This window comes from Seohaeicola saemankumensis (genome assembly GCF_042678485.1).
GTDB lineage: Bacteria > Pseudomonadota > Alphaproteobacteria > Rhodobacterales > Rhodobacteraceae > Seohaeicola > Seohaeicola saemankumensis.
In genome coordinates this window covers 47,280-66,885 of sequence record NZ_JBHTKR010000003.1, presented here as the reverse complement: position 1 = coordinate 66,885, position 19,606 = coordinate 47,280, and the positions used below count along the sequence as shown (strand labels likewise).

Here is a 19,606-nt window from a genome sequence, read left to right as displayed (position 1 = left end):
TCAAACCTCCTGCCGTGTGATGATGGTGTTGCCATAGGCATCCACCGTGCCGGTCAGGCCCGGTTCGATCAACACCGTTGTGTCGGGTTGCTCCAGAATGGCGGGGCCGTGGATCACGGCACCCACCGGCAGGTCCAGCCGGTTGTAGATGGCGGTATCATGCCACTGGTCGCCGAAATGCACCGGGCGCGCGCCCTTGCGGGCGTCCTCGGCCGTGCCTGTTCCGCGCGGGGCCAGGGTCGCCAGATCGAACTTCGGTCGCCGTCCCGTCACGGCAGAGCGCAGGTTCATCACCCGCCGCGCGCCCTTGGGCAGCAACCGGCCATAGGTGGCCTTGTAGGCGGCATCGAAAGCCGCGGCGATCTGGGCGCGGGTGGGCGGCACGACCCGGCCATCCGTGATCGTCACCGGCAGCGGCACCGCCACGGTATGCGTCTGCCCGACATAGGCCATGTCCAGCTCGAACGCCGTTTCGCGCGCCTCGAACCGGGTCTGGGCCGCGTCCAGCATCGCCATGCCCTGCGTCATGTGCGACTGCATGAAACCGGCCAGCGCGCCCTCGTCCAGACCGTCCACCATGGCATTGATGGTCTGCACGAAATCCTGGCGCATGTCGGCGATCACGCAGCCCATGGCCGAGGTGACGCCGGGATAGCGCGGTACAATCGCCCGCGCCAATCCCACATCCGCCAGCATCGCGCCGGAATGCAGCGCGCCCCCGCCACCGAAGGGCATGAAGGCGAAACGCTTGGGATCAAAACCGCGCTCGATGCTGACCAGACGGATCGCGCCTGCCATGCGGCTGTTGGCGACCCGCAGGATCGCCTCGGCCGCGGCCAGGGTCGACAGGCCCAGGGGCTTGCCCACATGCGCGTCGATGGCTTTCGCCGCGGCCTCCACGTCCAGACGCGTGAGCTTGCCGCCGATGGGGTTGTCCGGGTCGATCCGGCCCAGCACCACATTGGCATCCGTCACCGTGGGACGCGTGTTGCCAAGGCCATAGGCCACGGGGCCAGGGTTCGATCCGGCGCTTTCCGGCCCGATCATCAGCAAGCCGCCCTTGTCGACCCATGCGATGGACCCGCCGCCCGCGCCGATCGTCGTGATCTCGATCATCGGCGAGCGTACGACCATGCCGAAATCTATGGAGGTCTGCGGCGACAGCATCGACTGCCCGCCCGCGATCAGCGACACGTCAAAGCTGGTGCCGCCCATGTCGCCCGTGATCACATCGGGAAAGCCTGCGGTCTGCGCGATATAGGCCGCCGCGATCACCCCCGCGGCGGGCCCCGACAGCGCCGTGCGGACCGGCAGACGGCAGGCGGTATCCACTGCCATCACCCCGCCATTGGATTGCACGATCATGAACTCGCCACCGAAACCGCCCTGTTTCAGCGCGGTTTCCAGACGGTCCAGATAACCCGAGACCTCGGGTTGCAGATAGGCATTCAGCGCCGTGGTCGAAAACCGCTCGAACTCGCGGATCTCCGGCAGGATCTCGGAGGAGGCCGAGACATGCGGGTTCGGCCAGATTTCGCGGATCGCCGCCACCGCCGCCGCCTCATTGGCCGGATTGGCATAGGCATTGGCGAACATCACCGCCACGGCGGCGCAGCCCTGATCCATCAGCGTTTGCGCGGCAGCGCGCACCGCGTCCAGATCGACGGGCGTGCGGATCGTGCCATCGGCCAGCGTGCGTTCCGGCACCTCAAGGCGCAGATCGCGCGACACCACGGGCGTGAAATCCCCGCGCAGACCCCAAGTCCGGGGCCGGTCGCGCCGCCGCATCTCCAGCACGTCGCGCAGCCCTTCGGTGGTGATCACGCCGATCCTGGCACCCTTGCGTTCCAGCAGGGCGTTGGTGCCCGCGGTGGTGCCATGCACGACCACGGCGACGCTTGACAGGTCCGACACCTGCCGCCCGATCCCGTCCAGAAATCCGCCCGACTGGTCGGGCCGCGTGGTCGGCACCTTGGCGACCGTGGCCGTGCCTGCGGCCTCGTCCAGCACGAACACATCCGTGAAGGTGCCGCCGACATCGACGCCGATCATGCGGCCCGCGATTGTTGCCTCGCTCATGCCTGAACCCCTTTCCATGCGTCGCCATAGGCCTTGTCGGCCTCATCCGCGCTGATCAGCCCCAGTGCCACGTCATGCGCGACAGCCTTGGGGTCGCGGTCCGCCGCCTGGCCATAGCCCCCGCCGCCGGGTGTTTCCAACCGCACGGCCTGGCCCTGCGTCAGCTTGATGCCGCGCATCTTCGAGGCCAGTGGTGGATGATGCCAGCCATCGGCCTGTTCGTAGGAAAAGACGTTCAACGCCGCCTCGCCGCCGCCTGCGGCCCCCTTGGGCGCGAAACGCCCGCGTTCACCGAACAGGAACGCCTCGGCTCCGTTTTCCTCAAGCACTTCGATCTCATAGATGGCACCCAAGCCCCCGCGATGGGCACCTGCCCCGGCGCTGTCGGGTCGCAGCGCCCATTTGCGGAACATCACGGGATAGGCCGCCTCGAGGATCTCCATCGGGGGGATCGTCGCGGTGGAAATCGGCGCGTTGCCATGGTTCAACCCGTCGCTTTCCGGCGATCCACCATGACCGCCGCCGTAAAAGCTGAACATCACCCAAGGCTGGCCGTTCTTGCGCTTGCCCGCAATCGACAGCGCGTTGATCGTGCCATAGGCGTTGGCCACCACGCGGTCGGGCGCGGCCTGACCGGCGGCGGCAAAGATCACGTCGATCATCCGCAGGATCGTTTCGGTATAGCCGCCCACGGGCGCGGGAAATTCGGCCGCCAGCAATGATCCTTCGGGGATACGCACATCAATGGGCCGCATGACACCGGCATTGGCGGGCAGGGCCGGAAAGATATGCTTGATCGCCACATAGGCCGTGGCCACCGCCGTGGGCAGCGCGATGTTGACGGGCCCGGCACAACGCGGTGCGGTGCCAGCGAAATCCAGCACCATCCGGTCGCCCTTGATCTCCAGCGCGACCTTGATCGGCAGGGCCACATCGGTGATCCCGTCATTGTCCAGGTAATCCAGCGCTTCCCAGCGCCCATCCGGCAGGGCGGTCAACTCGGCCCGCATCAGCGCTTCTGCCCGGTGCCCCAGCGCGTCCAGCGCCGCGCGCACGGTGTCGGCACCGTATTCGTCCAGCAATTCGTCCATCCGGCGCACGCCCAGGTCCAGCGCGCCCAACTGCCCGTTCAGATCGCCCATGGCCGATTGCGGCAGGCGCGTGTTGCGCATCAGGATGTCGATGATATCGGTATTCACCTCGCCGCCGCGCGCAAGGCGGACGGGCGGCAGCACAAACGCCTCCTGAAAGGCATCCGTGGCGGCGGGGTTGTAGTTGCCGGGAACCGCGCCCCCCACATCATGCCAATGCCCGACCGAGGCGAGATAGCAGAACAACTGCCCATCCCGGAAATAAGGGCGCACCAGACGCATGTCCGACAGATGGGTGCCGCCCAGATGCGCGTCGTTGAAGATATAGATATCGCCGTCGCGGATCTCGCCATGTTCTGCGGCCTTGTCGATCACCGCTTTCACGGCGAATGACATGACGCCCACGAAGATCGGCAAGCCGGACTTGCCCTGCACCAGCGTGTCGCCGCTGACCGCGTGATAAAGCCCGTGGCTGGCGTCATGCGCCTCGGCGATGATCGGGTTGAACGCGGCGCGGAACAGGGTCGCGTCCATCTCGTCGGCGATCTGTTCCATCCGGCCGGCCAGAACGGCCAGGGTGATCGGGTCGATATCGGCGGTCTGGGTCATGCGTTCGGGTGTCCTGATGCTTTGACTTCGGCAATGTCGTTCCAGACGTCCTGACGGGTGATCTTGCCCGCCGTGACCTCGAAGCGGTCGATGAAGCGGATGCTGTCGAACGGCGCGCCATCGGGCCATTCGCCGTATAGCGTGCCGCGCGCATAGACGACGGCGCAACCCTCGCCTTGCAGGGCTTCGAACCCGTCATAGGTTTTCTTGACGAAACGGTAGCGCGGTTTCGACCATGCGATCAGCTCTTCCAGCGTGGTCAGGCCGGATGCGCCGGGAAAGTTCATCACGAAACCTGCCCCCAGCATGGCGCGGGCGCTGTCCAGGTCGCGCGCTTCCATCGCCGCCAGATAATCGCGCACCGCTGCACAAGGATCGGGCAGGGCAGGTGCACCGCTGCGATGGGTGCCGCCGCGCATGTAGTGGGTGCGCGGCATCTCGTGCAGAATCACGGTGATGGCATCTGGGGCGGCGGGAACGACAAGCTGCACCGCATCGGTCAAAGCCTTGCCAAGACGCGTTTTCGCATCATTGTCATAGCCTTCCAGAACATGCGCCTCGATGATCGGCATCGCATCCCTCCCTCTGAAATCTGTATCTTTGGTAATACAGATAGTGGTATCTGGAAAGCGCAAATATTTGCGCCTTGAGGTGACGGATTGCTTGCTTTTCAAAAAACCGTTGATACGGTTGAAGGCGAATCCGGTCCGTTTGGCCGGCATTTTGGGGGAATGATTTGGACACGCAGGGCAGGGCAGGTCTTCCGGAAGGTGGCAAGGCGCGCAGGGTCTATCTGCTGCTGCGCGATGACATTTCCAATGGAACCTACGTGCCCGGTAGCAGCCTTCCGGGTGAGCAGCGTCTGGCCGAAGTCCATGCCGTCTCGCGCGTTACCATCCGCCGCGCGCTCGAGGCGCTGGCCGCCGATGGGCTGATCGAAAAGCGCGTCGGCAGCGGCAGCGTCGTGCGCGCCCCTGAGGGGGCGGCGGCCCCGCTGGCGGCTGACTTTACCACGCTGATCCCGCAGCTTGTGGCCATGGGTCAGGCCACGACCGCGCGGCTTTTGTCCTTCTCCTACGGCCCCGCGCCCGCAGTGGTGGCCAGGGCCATGGCCCTGCCGGATGGGGCGCGGGTGCAGACCGCCGTGCGCGTGCGCCTGGTTGACGGGCGGCCCTTCTCGCATCTGACAACCTATGTGCCCGAAGCCATCGCCGCCAACTACACCGAGGCCGATCTGGCCACGACGCCGCTGTTTCGCCTGCTGGAACGCTCGGGCGTGCAGGTCGATGCGGCGCATCAATCCGTCACCGCTACCCTCGCCTCGCCCGATGTGGCCGAGGCGCTGGGCGTGTCCGTGGGTTCTGCCCTGCTGTCGCTGCGCCGGGTGGTGCGGGATGTCAGCGGGCAGGGGGTCGAATACCTTTCTGCGCTTTATCGCGCCGATGCCTTCCGGCTGGAAATGACCCTGAATCGCGTCGGCCAGGGTGCCGCGCGGCACTGGGAGCCGGTGATCGGCGATCCCGCCACGCGGGAGGCCGCGGAATGAGCGCGCATCCCCGCACATTGTTCGACAAGGTCTGGGACGCGCATGAAGTGCTGCGGCGCGAGGATGGCGCATCCCTCCTCTGGGTGGACCGTCATCTGGTGCACGAAGGCTCGCACCACGCTTTCGCCAAACTGGCCGAACGCGGCTTGCCCGTGGCAGAACCTGCGCTGACCATCGGCGTGGTCGATCACTACGCCCCCACCCGGAACCGCGACCGGATCGGTGACCCGGATATCGCGCGGATGATCCGCACGCTGGAAGAAAACACGGCCCGCCATGGTATCCGCTGCTTCGGGATGCGCGATCCGCGTCAGGGCATCGTGCATGTGATGGGGCCGGAACAGGGGCTGACCCTGCCGGGCCTGCTGATCAATTGCGGCGACAGCCACACCTCCACGCATGGCGCCTTCGGCGCGCTGGCCTTCGGGATAGGGGCCACCGAAGTGGCGCATGTGCTGGCCACCCAGACGATCTGGCAGAAGCGCCCCAAAACAATGCGGATCACGGTGACGGGCCAGCTTGGCCCTTCAGTCACGGCCAAGGATCTGGCGCTGTCATGGATCGCCGAACTGGGTGCGGACGGCGCGCGCGGCCATGCCATCGAATATGCAGGGCCTGTGGTGCGGGCGCTGTCGATGGAAGGGCGCATGACGCTGTGCAACCTGTCTATCGAGGGCGGCGCGCGCTGTGGCATGATTGCCACGGATGATGTGACCTTCGCCTATATCGAGGGCCGCCCCTATGCGCCCACTGGTGCGGTTTGGGACGCAGCCGTCACGGACTGGCGCGCGCTGACCACGGATGAAGGTGCGGTGTTCGACCGCGAAGTGACACTGGACGGCGCGGCCATCGCCCCCACCGTAACCTGGGGCACCAGCCCGGAAGAGGCGTTGCCGATCACCGCCAGCCTGCCCGATCCCGCCAAACTGCAAGGTGGACGTGCCGATCAGGCCCGTGCCGCGATGGATTACATGGGCCTGACCCCCGGCCAGCGGATCGAAGGCACGCCCGTCGATCAGGTCTTCATCGGGTCCTGCACCAATGGCCGGATCGAGGATCTGCGCATGGCAGCCGCCGTTCTGGCGGGCCGCAAGTCCAGGGTTCCGGGTCTTGTCTCGCCCGGTTCGGCCCTGATCAAGGCGCAGGCGGAACAGGAAGGGCTGGATCGGATCTTCACCGAAGCCGGGCTGGATTGGGTCGCAGCAGGCTGTTCCATGTGCGTCGGCATGAACGGCGATCTGGTCGCGCCGGGCAAGCGCTGCGCCTCGTCCACCAACCGCAACTTCAAGGGCCGTCAGGGGCGCGGCGCTCGCACCCATCTGATGAGCCCCGCGATGGTCGCCGCCGCTGCCGTGACCGGCACGCTGACCGATGTGCGCCCTTTGCTGGAAGGGCGGATGTGAACATGGCGGGCTGGAACATCATCGAAGGTCGGGCCGTGGCGCTGCCGCAGGACAATATAGACACCGATCAGCTGATCCCCGCGCGCTTCATGTCGGTGCCGCGCAAGGATGGCTATGGCCCCTATCTGCTGCACGATCTGCGCTTCGATGCCGAGGGCGCGGTGCGCCCCGACATGCCCCTGAACCGTCACCCAGAGGCCAGCATCCTGGTCACACGTCGCAATTTCGGGTCCGGCTCCTCACGTGAGGCGGCGGTCTATGCGCTGGTGGATTTTGGCATCAAGGCGGTGATCGCGCCCAGTTTCGGGGATATCTTCGCCTCGAACGCCGTGAACAACGGCCTTTTGCCGGCCCGCCTGCCAGAGGACAAGATCGAGGCGCTGATCGCGCGGTTGGGCGTTGATGCGGCCGTGATGACCGTGGATCTGACGGATGGCGTGATCCGCATCGGGAATGAGGTGATCGCCTTCGATCTGGATCCGATCTGGCGGTTGAAACTGCTGAACGGCTGGGACGACATCGACATGACCGCCAGCCATGGCGCGGCAATCGCGGCTTTCCGCGCGGCAAGGGCGAAACATGCGCCCCATGCCATGCTGCCGCAGGAGACTTGAAAGACCCGCGCGCCTGATGTGGCGCGTGGCACCAATCGGGTGACCCTGAAAGGGCACCTTCAACAGGGCGGGGGCCACCCCCGAAAAAGGAGAGAGAACGATGAAAATGACCCTTATCGGCGGAATTGTCGCCGGTTCCACCATGTTCGGCGCGGTCGCCACGGCACAGGAAACCCTGACCGCCGTCCACGCCTTCCCCGGCACGCTGATCTATACGCAATCCTTCCTGCAGTTCGTCGACAAGGTGAACAAGGCCGGCGAAGGTGTCGTGCAGATCGAAGTGCGCGGCGGCCCCGAGGCCATCGGCATGTTCCAGCAGCCCGACGCCGTGCGCGACGGGATCGTGGACATGGTCTACACCCCCGGCAGCTTCTACGGTGGCGCGCTGCCCGAGAAGGATGCGCTGGTCGCGTCCAACCTGACGGCCGTTGAAGCCCGCGAGAATGGCGGCATCGCCCTGATCGACGAAATCCATCAGGCCAAGATGGGCGTCAAGTACCTGGGCTGGTTCGACAGCGGCGTCAGCTATAACCTGTGGATGAAGGACGAGCCCAAGCTGGATGCGAACGGCAATCTTGACGTCTCGGGCATCAAGCTGCGCGGCAACGCGGTCTACAACGCCTTCTTCACCGAATATCTGGGCGCACAGGTGATCGACCTGCCCACGACCGAAGTCTATGCCGGGCTTGAGCGTGGCGTGGTGGATGCGACCGGCTGGACCCAGATCGGCCTGATCGACCTCAAGTGGAACGAGTTCCTGAACTACCGTGTCGAGCCGAGCTTCTTCTCGACCGACCTGGGCGTGATCGTGAACCTGGAAAAGTGGAACAGCCTGTCCGACGAGGCCAAGACCATCCTTCAGGATGTCGCAATCGAGCATGAAAAGGCGTCCGTCGAAGCGCTGCGCGTCAAGCGTGACGAGGATTTCGCGGCACTCGAGGCCGGCGGCATGAAAGTGGTCGAGCTTCAGGGTGAAGCGCGCGCCAACTACCTGGCGGCCGCCCGCGAAAAGACCTGGGGCCGCATGAAGGGCCTGATGGCGGAAAGCCCGATGGGTGACGGCCAGTATGACACGCTGATCGGCCTGTTCTACAACGCCGAACTGGACAAGTAAGTCCGGTCTGCGCGGCCCCCGTGACGGGGCCGCGCTTTCCCTTCCCGGTGCGGACATGAAAACTGAACCGCACCCGACCGCCAGAGGCACTTATGCAGCAGTTGAGCCGGTTCTATTCCCTGATCCTTTACGGCATGGCCGTTCTTGCCGGGGCCATGCTGGTCTGGGTGATGATCGCGGTCATCATGTCGGTGGGCATGCGTAATATCGGCATGCAGCCTTGGGCGTGGCTCTTCACCTCGACCGAATATGCGATGCTTTACATCACCATGCTGGGCGCGCCCTGGCTGGTGCGGGAAAAGGGCCATGTGCATATCGAACTGGTCACCGCCGCCCTGCCGCCCGCGCTGCGCCGACTGGTCAGCCGGGGTGTCGCGCTGGCCTGTGTGCTGGTCAGCCTGATCCTGGCCTGGAAAGGCTTCGAGCTGTTCCAGACCAACATCGCGCGCAACGACTATGATGTGCGCGCCTATTATTTTCCGCGCTGGATCCTGACCGTGTCATTCCCGATCTGTTTCGGTCTGATGGCGATCGAGTTTTCGCGCTTTGTCTTCGGGACCGAGCTGATGCATTCCGGTGAAGCAGGGATACACGAATAATGGAATGGTATGAGGCACTTGGCCTGCTACTGGGGTCTATCCTGGCGCTGATGGCAATCGGCATGCCGGTGGCGCTGGCCTTTCTGGCCGCGAACATCGTCGGCGCCTGGGTTTTCATGGGCGGCGAACGCGGCATCGGTGCGCTGCTCAACAACGGGCTGGGATCGCTGACCAGTTTCGCGCTGGTGCCCATCCCGCTGTTCCTGCTGATGGGCGAGATCTTTTTTCATACCGGGCTTGGCGGGCGCATGTTCAACGCCATCGACAAGCTGCTGGGCAAGCTGCCGGGGCGGCTGTCCTATGTCACCGTTCTGGGCGGCACCGGCTTTTCCACGCTCTCGGGTTCGTCCATGGGATCGACTGCGCTGCTGGGATCGCTGATGGTGCCGGAAATGAACCGGCGTGGTTACAAGAAACACATGTCCATCGGCCCGATCCTGGGCACGGGTGGTCTGGCGATCATCATCCCGCCCTCGGCGCTGGCGGTGCTGCTGGCGACACTGGCGCGGATAGACGTGGGCAAGCTCTTGATCGCGGGAATAATCCCCGGCCTGATCCTTGCCGCCTTCTACCTGGCGACGATCTTCATCCAGACGAAAATCGACCCCGACGCCGCCCCCGCCTACGAGGTCGAGCCGATGACCCTGGGCCAGAAACTCTCGCTGTTCCTGCGCGATGTGGTGCCCATGGTGGGTGTCATGGTGGTGATCGTGGCGATGATGGTCGGCGGGGTCGTCACCCCCTCCGAGGCGGCGGCCTTCGGTGCGCTGGGCGTGCTGATCCTGGCCGTGATCTTCCGCTGCCTGACATGGGAGGCGGTCAAGAAATCCATCGTCGGCGCGCTGCGCGTGACGTTGATGGCCTATCTCATCGTCTTCGGTTCCGCCACCTTCAGCCAGCTTCTGGCGTTTTCGGGCGCCTCCAGCGGGCTGATCAAATGGGCCACAGGTTTCGATCTGGAACCCATCGCCATGCTGCTGGTGATGTTCGGGGTTCTTCTGCTTCTGGGCATGTTCATGGAACAGATCAGCATGATGCTGCTGACCGTGCCGATCTTCTTTCCGCTGGCGGCAAGCCTGGGCTTCGATCCGATCTGGTTCGGCCTGATCATGCTGCTGGCGCTGGAAATCAGCTTTACGACACCGCCCTTCGGGTTGCTCTTGTTCGTCATGAAAGGCGTGGCTCCGCCCGATACGACGATGCGCGACATCTACATGTCCGCGATCCCGTTCATCCTGTGCTCGCTCTGCCTGGTCGCGCTGCTGATCCTGTTCCCGCCGCTGGCCCTCTGGCTGCCGGGCTAGGGCGGGCGGTCAGCCCGGCCTGGGCGCTTGCAGCGGCGCGCGGCTTTGGTCGTTGCCGGCCCGCGTGGTCTTGCGCATCAGGGTCATGAACTGCGCCCGCTCATCGGCGGACAGGCCGGTCAGGATATCATCCTGAAAGCCGCGCACGATCGGGCGCACCTGGTCCAGCAAGGCCACACCCGCAGCGGTCAGGCGCAACGAACGGGCGCGGCGGTCCTGTCGGCTGACAGTGCGGCTGATCAGGCCCTTGCCCTCCAGCCGGTCAACGACCCCGCCGATGGTGACCCTGTCATAGGCGATCAGTCCGGCCAGCGTGGCCTGGTCTATGTCAGGGTTCGCGTCCAGGGCGCAGAGGGCGGCAAACTGCACCGGTGTCAAATCCACGCCGGCCGCCTTCATCCTTTCCGCAAAGACCGAAACCGAGATCTGGTGCAACCGTCTGATCAGGTGTCCCGCCATGTCATGAAGTTCAATCATGCAATTCCAATCGCTGCGCTGTTCCCCGGCAGGTTACCGTTGCCGGATCGCATTAGACAAGTATGCACATCGTTTGTATGCGACGTGATCCGCGGGCCGTGGCATGGCTTTGGACTGTGCCGGGAAAAGATACGTTTTCCCTGCCGGATTTTGGACTTATAGATCACGATGCGGGGCAGGGCAGCACCCTGAGCCGCAACACGACGCCCATTGCAGGAGGCAATGGGCAAACAAGAGGAGCCCAACCGTTGAGCCATTTGTTCGATCTGCCCGCCATTCCCGCGATACCCGTGAAGGGCGAGACCGCGACCTATGCGATCCGTCGCATCTTCTGCGTGGGGCGCAACTATGCCGCGCATGCTGCCGAGATGGGGATCGCGGTGGATCGCGAGAAACCATTCTATTTCACGAAATCCACGGCCTCGGCGATCCTCAGCGGGGCGACCGCGCCCTATCCGCCGGGCACGGACAACTACCATTACGAGATGGAGCTGGCGGTGGCCATTGGCGCACCGGCCTTCAAGGTTGCCGTCGATCAGGCGATGGATAGCGTCTACGGATATTGCTGCGCGCTGGATATGACGCGGCGGGATCTGCAACTGTCCGAACGGGCACATCAACGCCCCTGGGATCTGGGCAAGGATGTCGAGAATTCCGCCGTGTTCGCCCCGATCACCAAGGCCGCCGCCTTTGGCGCGGTTGCAGATCAGCGCATTCACCTGTCCCTGAACGGCGAAGTCCGGCAGGACGCGACCCTGGCTGAACTGGTCTGGTCCGTCCCCGAGATCATCAGCCACCTGTCCGGCTTCTATCACTTGCAGCCCGGCGACCTGATCATGACCGGCACGCCTGCCGGTGTTGGCGCCGTTCTGCCGGGCGATGTGATCACCGGAGGGATCGACGGGCTTGAGCCGATCAGCCTGACGATCGGCGCTGCAGCCTGACGCAGGGGAGCCGGGAAATTAATACCTGACAGAAAAACTCGGATTGACGTATCCGGGTTTTTTTGTCAGATATGGAGGTGTTCCAGCCACCCCCGCTTTCACTGAGGGGAAGCCCGAATCGCAAGATGAAAGGACTTCCGCCATGTCGCCCCAGAACAGACATCATCCCCTTTTCGAAAGACCGCATGCCCCGGTCGATACTGGCCGCGATCACATGATCGCGCTGGATTTGCTGCAAGGCTTGAGCCTGCCGGATGCCTGCAACATCGAAACCTGGCTTGACCGGATCGAATACACCAACGGTCGCGGGTCACGCCCATGATCACCCTGCGCCAAGTCACCGCCCAGATGCAGCCCCGCCCCGACGGGCCGCCCAGCCATGCCGCGCGCGACCTGACTCAAGGCGGATCACAAGCCCGGATCGAACTGGATGGCCAGATCTATACCCTGCGTATCACACGCGCCGGAAAGCTGATCCTGACGAAGTGAACGCAAGCCGGGCGACCGCAGGGCCATGCCCCGGCGGCGCCAGCAGGTCTGGCTGGTTTGTGGCTGTGGGACCCATCCACAAGCCACCCTCAACCGCACCTTTAACAGTGATGCAGTGGGGCCTGCGGCCTTGTCACTACCCTTCAGAATGTCTTGCGAAACCCCAGGATCGCGGCCGTGTCCCGCTGCCCGGCGATGTGACCGTGGTTGATCGCATGGATCGCGCCCACGAACAGATCCGTGCCACGTCCGATGGGGGCGTCATAGGTGACCGACAGGTTGATCTCGCGATCACGCGGGGCATAGTCGATACCGACCTGCTGGTAGTTGATGCCTGTTGCGCTGCGGGCTACCGGCAGGGCAATTTCGGTCCTGCCCGATGTTACCGCGATTGGAAGCGAGACGCTGAAGCGCAGCTTGTCGCCGGTCCGCAGCACATCCCTTTGCCCCGCCTCGACACGAAAGGCGTTGAAGCGCACGTCGGATTGCTGTGACAGGGCCGCGCCAGCCCCGCCGGGGGCCATGCCGAAACTGCCGCCCAGTTCCAGGAAGGCGCCGCTGCTGTTCTGGTGGGTAAAGCCAAGTTCCAGCGCGGCCAGCGTGTTCGACTGCCCGCCGATCCCCGGCAGCAACGTGCCATCGTCACGGGTGATGTTCAGGCCGATGAAAACCTCGCCCCCGGCGGCGGCAATTTTCTGGCCGACGGTGGCGGCCATGGCGGGATCGCCACTGACCGTGCGGCTGGCGTCAGGCGCGATGAATGCCATTTCGAAGCCACCATTGCTGATGGCCATGTCAGCCCCGCCATAGGCCTGTATCACGCCCGGACGCTGATCCCCGCTGAACAGGCTCTGCAACAGCTGTGCACTGATCGGCGGGGCGGATGGCGCGGCGGTCAGGGCGGACCCCGGCATGGTGAAATCCCCGCCCAGAGCATCGGTAACCAGCACCGGCACAGCCGCCAGGCTGCGCGCAACCGCGTCCCCAGTGGCACCACCGGCCACGATCATCGGCTGATCGGCAACCTGCACCGTGCCGTCGGCCATGCGGGCCACCGGCGTGCCGATGGGCAGAAGGGCGGCGCGCAGATCCAGAAAGCCGTGACCCCATTCGGTGCTGAAATCGTGAAACACGCCGGAACCGGGTATGACCTCCAGCCGACCCGAGGCGTTGAAGCCGGCGAACTGATTGTCCGCCGTGGCGATCAGGCGGGCGCGCAGGTCATGGGCGGTCAGCGTCGGAAACGCCTCGGCCAGCAACGCGATGGCGCCGGATACCACGGGGGCCGCGAAGGACGTGCCGATCAACGGACGTGTCGCATAGCTGCTGGCACTGTCCGCACTTGCGCCACTCCATGATCCGTCGGCCGCGATGCACCAGCGCGCCGCTTGCAGGCAGGGGGCGGATATCCTTTGCACACTCAGGATGCGGGTGTCGTCGAAAACCGGCACGCCGCTGATCACGGTCAGCCAGCCCGGCTCCAGTTCGGGCACGAAGAGGGGCAGCGCCTCCATCAACCCGGCGGTGGTATCTGTCGGGTTGTTTCCCGCAGCAAAGACAACGATGCCATTCTGCGTATAGTTTCGCAGGGCGTTCAGGTAGTTGCTGCCACTGGGGGTCTGCAACGCATTGTTAAACGTGGTGTTTGTTGCGGGACTATTCGCGAAACCCCATGAATTGTTCTGAACGATGGCGCCCCTGGTTCGCGCCAGATTGGTGGCATCGGTCAGATCCTGCAGCGTGCTGTAGGAGTTCAGCAACAATTCCGCCTCATAGGCGACACCGATCATGGACCCGGAAAGACCTGCGGCAACAGAGGCCACCGCCGTACCATGGTCAATCTCTTCCCGGGTGAAATTGGTCGTGTCACTGGGGGGCGTGTATGACAGGACGCGGCCTGAAATGGTCTCGTGGGTTGGCAGAAAATCACCGTCTACAACGGCGATGATCTGCCCGGTTCCGGCAAGCCCCGCAGCATGGGCATAGTCCACCCGCGATGAGGCAAGCGAGAAGCTCTCGTAACCTCTCTCGTTCGTATCCTGCTGTCCGTTTCCGTTGCTGTCCGCGTACCACGAAAAATTCTGTATCTGGAATCGCGCGGTGTTGCGTTCGTCTTGCGCCGCGCGGAGCCAATCGGTCGTGATGCTCTGGTAGCGGCTGACCGACAAGGCTTCGGCACTGAAGGTGCCCCCGGTCAGGGTCTCGACCATCAGGTTCAGCACCGCCGTAGCCGTGCCACCGCCGCCGCCGCCGCAGCCCGCCAGAACAAGGCAGGACATGGCCGCAAGATGCATCTTTTTCAGGTAGCGACCCACGCGGACGTGCCTCTTATGGTTCAGGCTGTAGGACCGGCAAGCACCAGATAAAGTTGAAGGTCACACAACGGACGCACGGTAAATATGATTCTAGCGCAAGCTTTGCTTTCTGGGCAACCAGTCGTTGGGCCGCCCGGACACTTTCGTGGCCGGGCGCCAGTTTTTCGGTCGCGACAGGGCTGCGTCAGGCGGATAACCTGTACGAAAGGTCAGGCCTGTTGTGGCCTGTTCCGCCGGCTCTTGGCCCAGTTCAACGCGATGATCCCAAGAACGACGGCGGCGCCCGCCGCTTCGATGATCTCATCCGGGTTGAAAATGGCAATGACGCCGGGCACCACCAGGATGCGCGACAGCTTGTCCATCCAGGTGAACAGATAGCCTTCGATCGCGGCCGCAAACCCGACAAGACCGATCACCACGATCACACCTGTCCAGATCACATACCAGGTCTCGCCGCCCATGATGATCTCGGGGTTGTAGACCATGAAGGCGGGGATCAGATACAGGCCCTTGGCGTATTTCCAGGCCTGCATGCTGGTTTCCATCGGTTTCGATCCCGCAATCGCGGCCCCGGCGAAACCTGCCAGCGCAATCGGCGGGGTCACATTGCTGTCCTGGCTGTACCAGAACACCACCAGATGCGCGATCAGCAGCGGCACGCCGAATTCCTGGTTCAACGCCGGACCGACCAGAACGATCAGCACGATATAGGCGGCTGTCACCGGCAGGCCCATGCCCAGGATCAGGCTGGCGATCAGCACGAAGATCAGCGCAAGCGCCAGGTTCCCGCCCGAGAGCGAGATCATCATCGACGAGAACTTGAGCCCCAGACCGGTCAGGCCCACGACCCCCACGATGATGCCGGCCACCGCACAGGCCACGCTGACCGCGACTGCGTTGCGCGCGCCCAGCTCAAGCGCCTGCCCGATCAGGCGGACCCCGCTCCAGATCGCTTCGCGCAACCGTTCCCCCGTCAGGGGCTTGCCGGCTTTCGGGTCAAGGAACATCAGGGTAAAGCCTGAGCGCAGCGCCGTGACCGCGATGACCGAGATGATCGCCCAGAAGCCCACGCGCGTCGGCGAGATGTTGTTGACCAGCAGCCAGATCAACACGAGCAGCGGCACGATGAACTGCCAGCCTGCGGCCAGCACATGCCGCACCACGGGCAATTCTGCTGCCGACATGCCGGTCATGCCCGCCTTCATCGCCACCAGATGCACGAACAGGTAGACCGTGCCCAGATAAAGGATGGCCGGGAAGATCGACACCATCACGATGTCGATATAGGGCACATTGGTATATTCCGAGATGAGGAACGCACCAGCGCCCATCAGCGGCGGTGTGATCTGCCCGCCCGTCGAGGCAGCGGCCTCGATCCCGCCCGCTTCCTTTGCCTTGTAGCCAAGCTTTTTCATCAGCGGGATGGTAAAGGCGCCGGTCGTGACCACGTTGGCGATGGCCGAGCCCGAGATAGACCCCATGCCCGCCGATGCGATCACGGCCGCCTTGGCAGGTCCGCCCGGCTTGCGGCCCGTGGCGGCGAAGGCCAGGTCGATGAAGAACTTGCCCGCGCCGGTCACTTCCAGAAAGGCGCCGAACAGGACGAACATGAACACATAGGTCGCGGCCACCCCCAGCGGCAGGCCGAAGATCCCTTCCTGACCAAGATAGAGCTGCCCCACCAGGCGATCCACGCTGGCGCCGCGATGCGACAGGATCCCCGGCATCCATTCGCCCAGCCAGGGCAGGGCCCCGCGCGGACCGGCCAGGGCATAGGCAATGGCGATCAGCCCGATGATGGTCATGCCAAGCCCCACAACGCGGCGGCTGGCCTCAAGCACGGCCACGGTGGCGATGATCCCCATCACGATGTCGGTCTGGGTCCACCACCCCGCCCGGTCGATGATATCGTCGAGGAAGTAGAAGATATAGAAACCACTCAGGAAAGCCGCCGTCAGGAAGGCCGCATCGATGATCCAGCCAATCGTGCCACGCGGCTTGGTCGGGCCTGTGACGGGAAAGATCAGGAACGCCAGGAACAGCACGAAACCCAGATGCGCCGACCGCTGGTAGAACAGGCCAAGCGGTTCGATCCCGGCCGTATACATCTGGAACAGCGACATGGCGATTGCGGACAGCGTGATGATCCACAGGATCGGACGCGGCTGAACGAGATCCGACAATTGCGCGGTCGGCGGCAATGCGGCTTGCGACGATGTTGCGGCGGTTGGATCGGTTTTCGGGTCGGTCATGATGTGGTCCTGTCGGTACACGGGGGTGGCACTTCGGTATCGGGTCAGCCTTGGGGTTGTCGTGTCAGGGATTCTACGGGATCAGCCGCAGGTTGACGCGCGCGCCAGCGGCCCGTGCGCTGAGGTTCAGCCGTTGCCCGGACCCTCGCAGAACATGTGCGACGCGCGGGGCGCCCACGCGCAAGGGAAGCGCGTTGCCGGGGATCGGCTCGTCTATGCCGTCGATCCAGTAGCCGCCACCTTCCGCGGAACGCAGGGTCCCGCGTCCAGCAACCTCGCCAAGGCCGGCGGCGAAATCATGCAGATAGGATCGCGTCAGCATCAGGATGCCATCCTTGTTTTCGAAACAGTCGGACACAGGGCCGCCCGTCACGGAATGCGACCAGGACAGGCAGACTTCCTGGCCAGGATCGAAACGCAGCTGCCCGATCACAAGTCCCTGACGGCTTTCCGCCACAAGCAGCGGCTGGGCCAGAACGGGTGCGGCGCAGATCAGGCTTGCCGTCGCCACGCAAGCAAGAAGGGCGGTTCCGAAGAACCGCCCCGCCAATAAGCGGATCACTTGCGCTGGTGATCCTGCACGGCAGCGCCCACTTCTTCCAGGTAGCGCAGCGCGCCGGGGTGGAAGGGGATCGGGGTGGAAGCGATCGAGAATTCGATCGTGGTGTCGTTGGCCGCGGGATGGATCGCGATCAGCTCTGCCACGTTCTCGTACATTGCCTTGGTGATGTTGTAGGCCAGTTCTTCGTCCATGTCGGCATGCACCACCAGGACGTTCGGGGTCGAGATGGTCGTGACCGCTTCGGCCATGCCGTCATACATGCCGGCGCGCAGCGTGTAGGGGGCAAAGGTCGGTTCGGCCGCGCGGGCCTTTGCGATCTCGTCGGCGGTCAGTGCGACGACGCTGATCTCGCGGGTGGCCGCCAGGTTCATGATCGACGAGGTGGGCGGTCCGACGCTCCAGAAACCTGCGACGATGTCACCGTCACGGATTGCATCGGCAGTCTCGTTGAAGTTCAGGCGCTGAGGGTCGAAATCCTCATAGGTGATGCCGTTGGCAGCCAGGATGACCTGAGCGCTGAGTTCGGTACCCGAACCGGGCGCACCCACGGACACGCGCTTGCCGCGCAGGTCCTCGAGGCTGGTGATGCCGCTGTCGGCCAGAGTCACGAGCTGCACCGCATTGGGATAGATCGAGGCCAGCGCACGCGCTTCCGGGATCGCCTTGCCCTCGAACTTGCCGGTGCCGGTATAGGCCTGGTAGACCGCATCAGCCAGCGCCAGCGCCAGATCGCTTTCGCCGCGCTGGATCAGCGCCATGTTCTCGACCGATGCGCCGGTCACTTCGACGCTGGCCGTGAAGCCGTCGACATGCTTGCCGATCACTTCGGCAAGACCGCCGCCATAGGGGTAATAGACGCCACCGGTTCCGCCGGTGGCAATCGAAAGCTCCTCGGCATGGGCCGCGGTGCCAAGTGCGAGGGCCGCGGTTGCTGCGATAAGCAGATGTTTCATAGTTACTCTCTCCCGGTAATGATGTCGCGTTTGTCGCGAACTTTGGTGCAGGGAAAAAACACGTTGAAGCCCCGCAGGTCAACCAAGATCGGATGCAGACGCGCATCGCCGGCTGCATATTTTGCGATCCGGATGTGAATCCGGCTGTCCTGCGACAGCCAGACGTTCTGTCAAAGTGGCGCGCAGAAAAGCCGCCACTTGGCGTCACCCGGCATTCAAATCCAGATAATTTCTGTTGTAACAATGGGTTGGCGCGCAGGGTGCCGCCTCAACCCGCGTTGCAAGGCATCCGAGATTTTCGCCAAACGGTGTCTCACGCGGCGGCAAGACATCAAAAGCCATCCAGATCACGGGTCTCAGCGGGCTTTGCTGACAAGACGTCACGAATTCGCTGATTGCCGCGCGGACGGGGTGGGGGCGGGGTCGCGCGGGTTGAGGGCGCATGCCCCTCCGATCGTCGGCGGAGTTGTTCATCCCGGGGCTGTGATCCTGTCTTCATCCCGGCAAGGTCCGGATCCAAGGGGCTGTGTCCATCTGGGCGGGGGTGACGACCATTCTGCGCCTGTCCCGTCTTGCAGCCTATGTGCCGATGGCCTTGGGGCAGGCTGGAAATTCCCGTGCTATCCAAAGGTGGTTCTTGGAGTCCGAGATTCGCAAAAAAGGGTCTGATCGGCGCCGCTGAGCTACCTGTAGTGGTCAGAACCCTGCCAATCGTCCACAAATTGATGACAATCTGTGCAAAATAAGGGGCGGTGTTTCCAGAAAGAGCCAATTAATTGTGGCAAAAAGAAGGTTTTTCATTGCCCGAGGTGCAATTCTATATGTATAGTCAACTTGAAATAGTATCCGTTCCGAGTGAATTGTTTCTAGTCAGGCGGCTGCCGTCGTCTTGGGGGAAAATCTAGTTAAGGAACGCATAGCGTGATTGCATCAAGAATTATCTCGACGTCGCTTGTTGCTGCTACAAGCTTCGCAATGACCGCTTCAATGGCTCTGGCAATGGGTGGCCGCTCGTCCCGTCCGGGCGGTGGGTCGTCTTACTCCAGCTCAACCCTGTCTTCTTCGGGCACCAACACGCCGGTGTCGGGTGGCGAGGTTGTGCCTGCCAACACCTCTGTGGCCAGTGTCCCGGAAATCGACGCATCGACCGGCCTGTTGGCATTGGCTGCCGTTCTGGCAGTGGTCGCGCTGGTCTGGGAACGCAATCGTCGCCAGCGCGCCTGATCAAGGCACCGGCGGATGAATAAGGGGGCGT

The 19,606-nt window shown here is 63.8% G+C and carries 18 protein-coding genes; 10 read left to right on the top strand and 8 right to left on the bottom strand.

Going from position 1 to position 19,606, the window contains the following annotated elements:
- From ACFQ3C_RS07095 to ACFQ3C_RS07085, 3 genes are read right to left on the bottom strand one after another with little or no spacing between them, the layout of a single operon-like run.
- Positions 1-2,079 carry a hydantoinase/oxoprolinase family protein gene (locus tag ACFQ3C_RS07095; protein ID WP_380789899.1) on the bottom strand — a complete coding sequence of 693 codons (2,079 nt, stop codon included), beginning with the start codon at positions 2,077-2,079 and terminating at the stop codon, positions 1-3.
- Positions 2,076-3,779, bottom strand: coding sequence for a hydantoinase B/oxoprolinase family protein (locus ACFQ3C_RS07090; RefSeq protein WP_380789897.1), 1,704 nt, complete (start codon positions 3,777-3,779; stop codon positions 2,076-2,078). Before ACFQ3C_RS07090 ends, ACFQ3C_RS07095 begins: the two co-directional genes overlap by 4 nt.
- Positions 3,776-4,351, bottom strand: coding sequence for a tautomerase family protein (locus ACFQ3C_RS07085; RefSeq protein WP_380789895.1), 576 nt, complete (start codon positions 4,349-4,351; stop codon positions 3,776-3,778). Before ACFQ3C_RS07085 ends, ACFQ3C_RS07090 begins: the two co-directional genes overlap by 4 nt.
- A gap of 164 nt (positions 4,352-4,515) precedes the next feature.
- Between ACFQ3C_RS07085 and ACFQ3C_RS07080 the strand changes: the two genes are divergently transcribed.
- The 6 genes from ACFQ3C_RS07080 (at position 4,516) to ACFQ3C_RS07055 (ending at position 10,359) form a co-directional block, all read left to right on the top strand.
- Positions 4,516-5,325, top strand: coding sequence for a GntR family transcriptional regulator (locus ACFQ3C_RS07080; protein WP_380789893.1), 810 nt, complete (start codon positions 4,516-4,518; stop codon positions 5,323-5,325).
- Complete coding sequence (gene leuC / locus ACFQ3C_RS07075) at positions 5,322-6,728, top strand: 3-isopropylmalate dehydratase large subunit (protein WP_380789891.1); 1,407 nt, start codon at positions 5,322-5,324, stop codon at positions 6,726-6,728. Before ACFQ3C_RS07080 ends, leuC begins: the two co-directional genes overlap by 4 nt.
- A 2-nt stretch (positions 6,729-6,730) precedes the next feature.
- On the top strand, positions 6,731-7,342 hold the full coding sequence (leuD, locus tag ACFQ3C_RS07070) for a 3-isopropylmalate dehydratase small subunit (protein WP_380789889.1): 612 nt from the start codon (positions 6,731-6,733) through the stop codon (positions 7,340-7,342).
- 100 nt (positions 7,343-7,442) lie between these two features.
- On the top strand, positions 7,443-8,456 hold the full coding sequence (gene dctP / locus ACFQ3C_RS07065; RefSeq protein WP_380789887.1) for a TRAP transporter substrate-binding protein DctP: 1,014 nt from the start codon (positions 7,443-7,445) through the stop codon (positions 8,454-8,456).
- A 92-nt stretch (positions 8,457-8,548) separates the two neighbouring features.
- A complete protein-coding gene (locus tag ACFQ3C_RS07060) occupies positions 8,549-9,055 on the top strand; it encodes a TRAP transporter small permease (protein ID WP_380789885.1) in 507 nt (168 codons plus the stop codon).
- Positions 9,055-10,359: a TRAP transporter large permease gene (locus ACFQ3C_RS07055; protein WP_380789883.1), complete on the top strand. Its 1,305-nt coding sequence runs from the start codon at positions 9,055-9,057 to the stop codon at positions 10,357-10,359. The genes ACFQ3C_RS07060 and ACFQ3C_RS07055 overlap by 1 nt, the downstream gene beginning before the upstream one ends.
- Positions 10,360-10,368: 9 nt before the next feature.
- Here the strand turns inward: ACFQ3C_RS07055 and ACFQ3C_RS07050 are convergent, their stop codons facing one another.
- The gene (locus tag ACFQ3C_RS07050) at positions 10,369-10,836 is read right to left on the bottom strand and encodes a MarR family winged helix-turn-helix transcriptional regulator (RefSeq protein ID WP_380789881.1); all 468 of its coding nucleotides are present in this window, start codon (positions 10,834-10,836) and stop codon (positions 10,369-10,371) included.
- Between the two features lie 248 nt (positions 10,837-11,084).
- On the opposite strand from ACFQ3C_RS07050, the gene ACFQ3C_RS07045 reads away from it, so the two are divergent.
- From ACFQ3C_RS07045 to hemP, 3 genes are all read left to right on the top strand, one after another.
- Positions 11,085-11,780 carry a fumarylacetoacetate hydrolase family protein gene (locus ACFQ3C_RS07045; RefSeq protein WP_380789880.1) on the top strand — a complete coding sequence of 232 codons (696 nt, stop codon included), beginning with the start codon at positions 11,085-11,087 and terminating at the stop codon, positions 11,778-11,780.
- Positions 11,781-11,922: 142 nt separating this feature from the next.
- Positions 11,923-12,102 (top strand): hypothetical protein, encoded by a 180-nt coding sequence (locus ACFQ3C_RS07040; protein WP_380789879.1) that lies wholly within the window; start codon positions 11,923-11,925, stop codon positions 12,100-12,102.
- A gap of 26 nt (positions 12,103-12,128) precedes the next feature.
- On the top strand, positions 12,129-12,269 hold the full coding sequence (gene hemP, locus ACFQ3C_RS07035) for a hemin uptake protein HemP (RefSeq protein ID WP_380791111.1): 141 nt from the start codon (positions 12,129-12,131) through the stop codon (positions 12,267-12,269).
- A 143-nt stretch (positions 12,270-12,412) separates the two neighbouring features.
- On the opposite strand, the gene ACFQ3C_RS07030 is transcribed toward hemP, so the two are convergent.
- The 4 genes from ACFQ3C_RS07030 to ACFQ3C_RS07015 form a co-directional block, all read right to left on the bottom strand.
- Entirely contained in the window at positions 12,413-14,584 is a 2,172-nt protein-coding gene (locus ACFQ3C_RS07030; protein WP_380789878.1) for a S8 family peptidase, read from the bottom strand.
- A 209-nt stretch (positions 14,585-14,793) separates the two neighbouring features.
- The gene (locus tag ACFQ3C_RS07025; protein ID WP_380789877.1) at positions 14,794-16,836 is read right to left on the bottom strand and encodes a TRAP transporter permease; all 2,043 of its coding nucleotides are present in this window, start codon (positions 16,834-16,836) and stop codon (positions 14,794-14,796) included.
- A 73-nt stretch (positions 16,837-16,909) separates the two neighbouring features.
- On the bottom strand, positions 16,910-17,398 hold the full coding sequence (locus tag ACFQ3C_RS07020) for a DUF1850 domain-containing protein (protein ID WP_380789876.1): 489 nt from the start codon (positions 17,396-17,398) through the stop codon (positions 16,910-16,912).
- Complete coding sequence (locus ACFQ3C_RS07015; RefSeq protein ID WP_380789875.1) at positions 17,395-18,351, bottom strand: TAXI family TRAP transporter solute-binding subunit; 957 nt, start codon at positions 18,349-18,351, stop codon at positions 17,395-17,397. The genes ACFQ3C_RS07020 and ACFQ3C_RS07015 overlap by 4 nt, the downstream gene beginning before the upstream one ends.
- Positions 18,352-19,338: 987 nt before the next feature.
- Here ACFQ3C_RS07015 and ACFQ3C_RS07010 point away from each other — a divergent pair.
- Positions 19,339-19,575: a VPEID-CTERM sorting domain-containing protein gene (locus tag ACFQ3C_RS07010; protein ID WP_380789874.1), complete on the top strand. Its 237-nt coding sequence runs from the start codon at positions 19,339-19,341 to the stop codon at positions 19,573-19,575.
- The last annotated feature ends 31 nt before the right edge of the window (positions 19,576-19,606 follow it).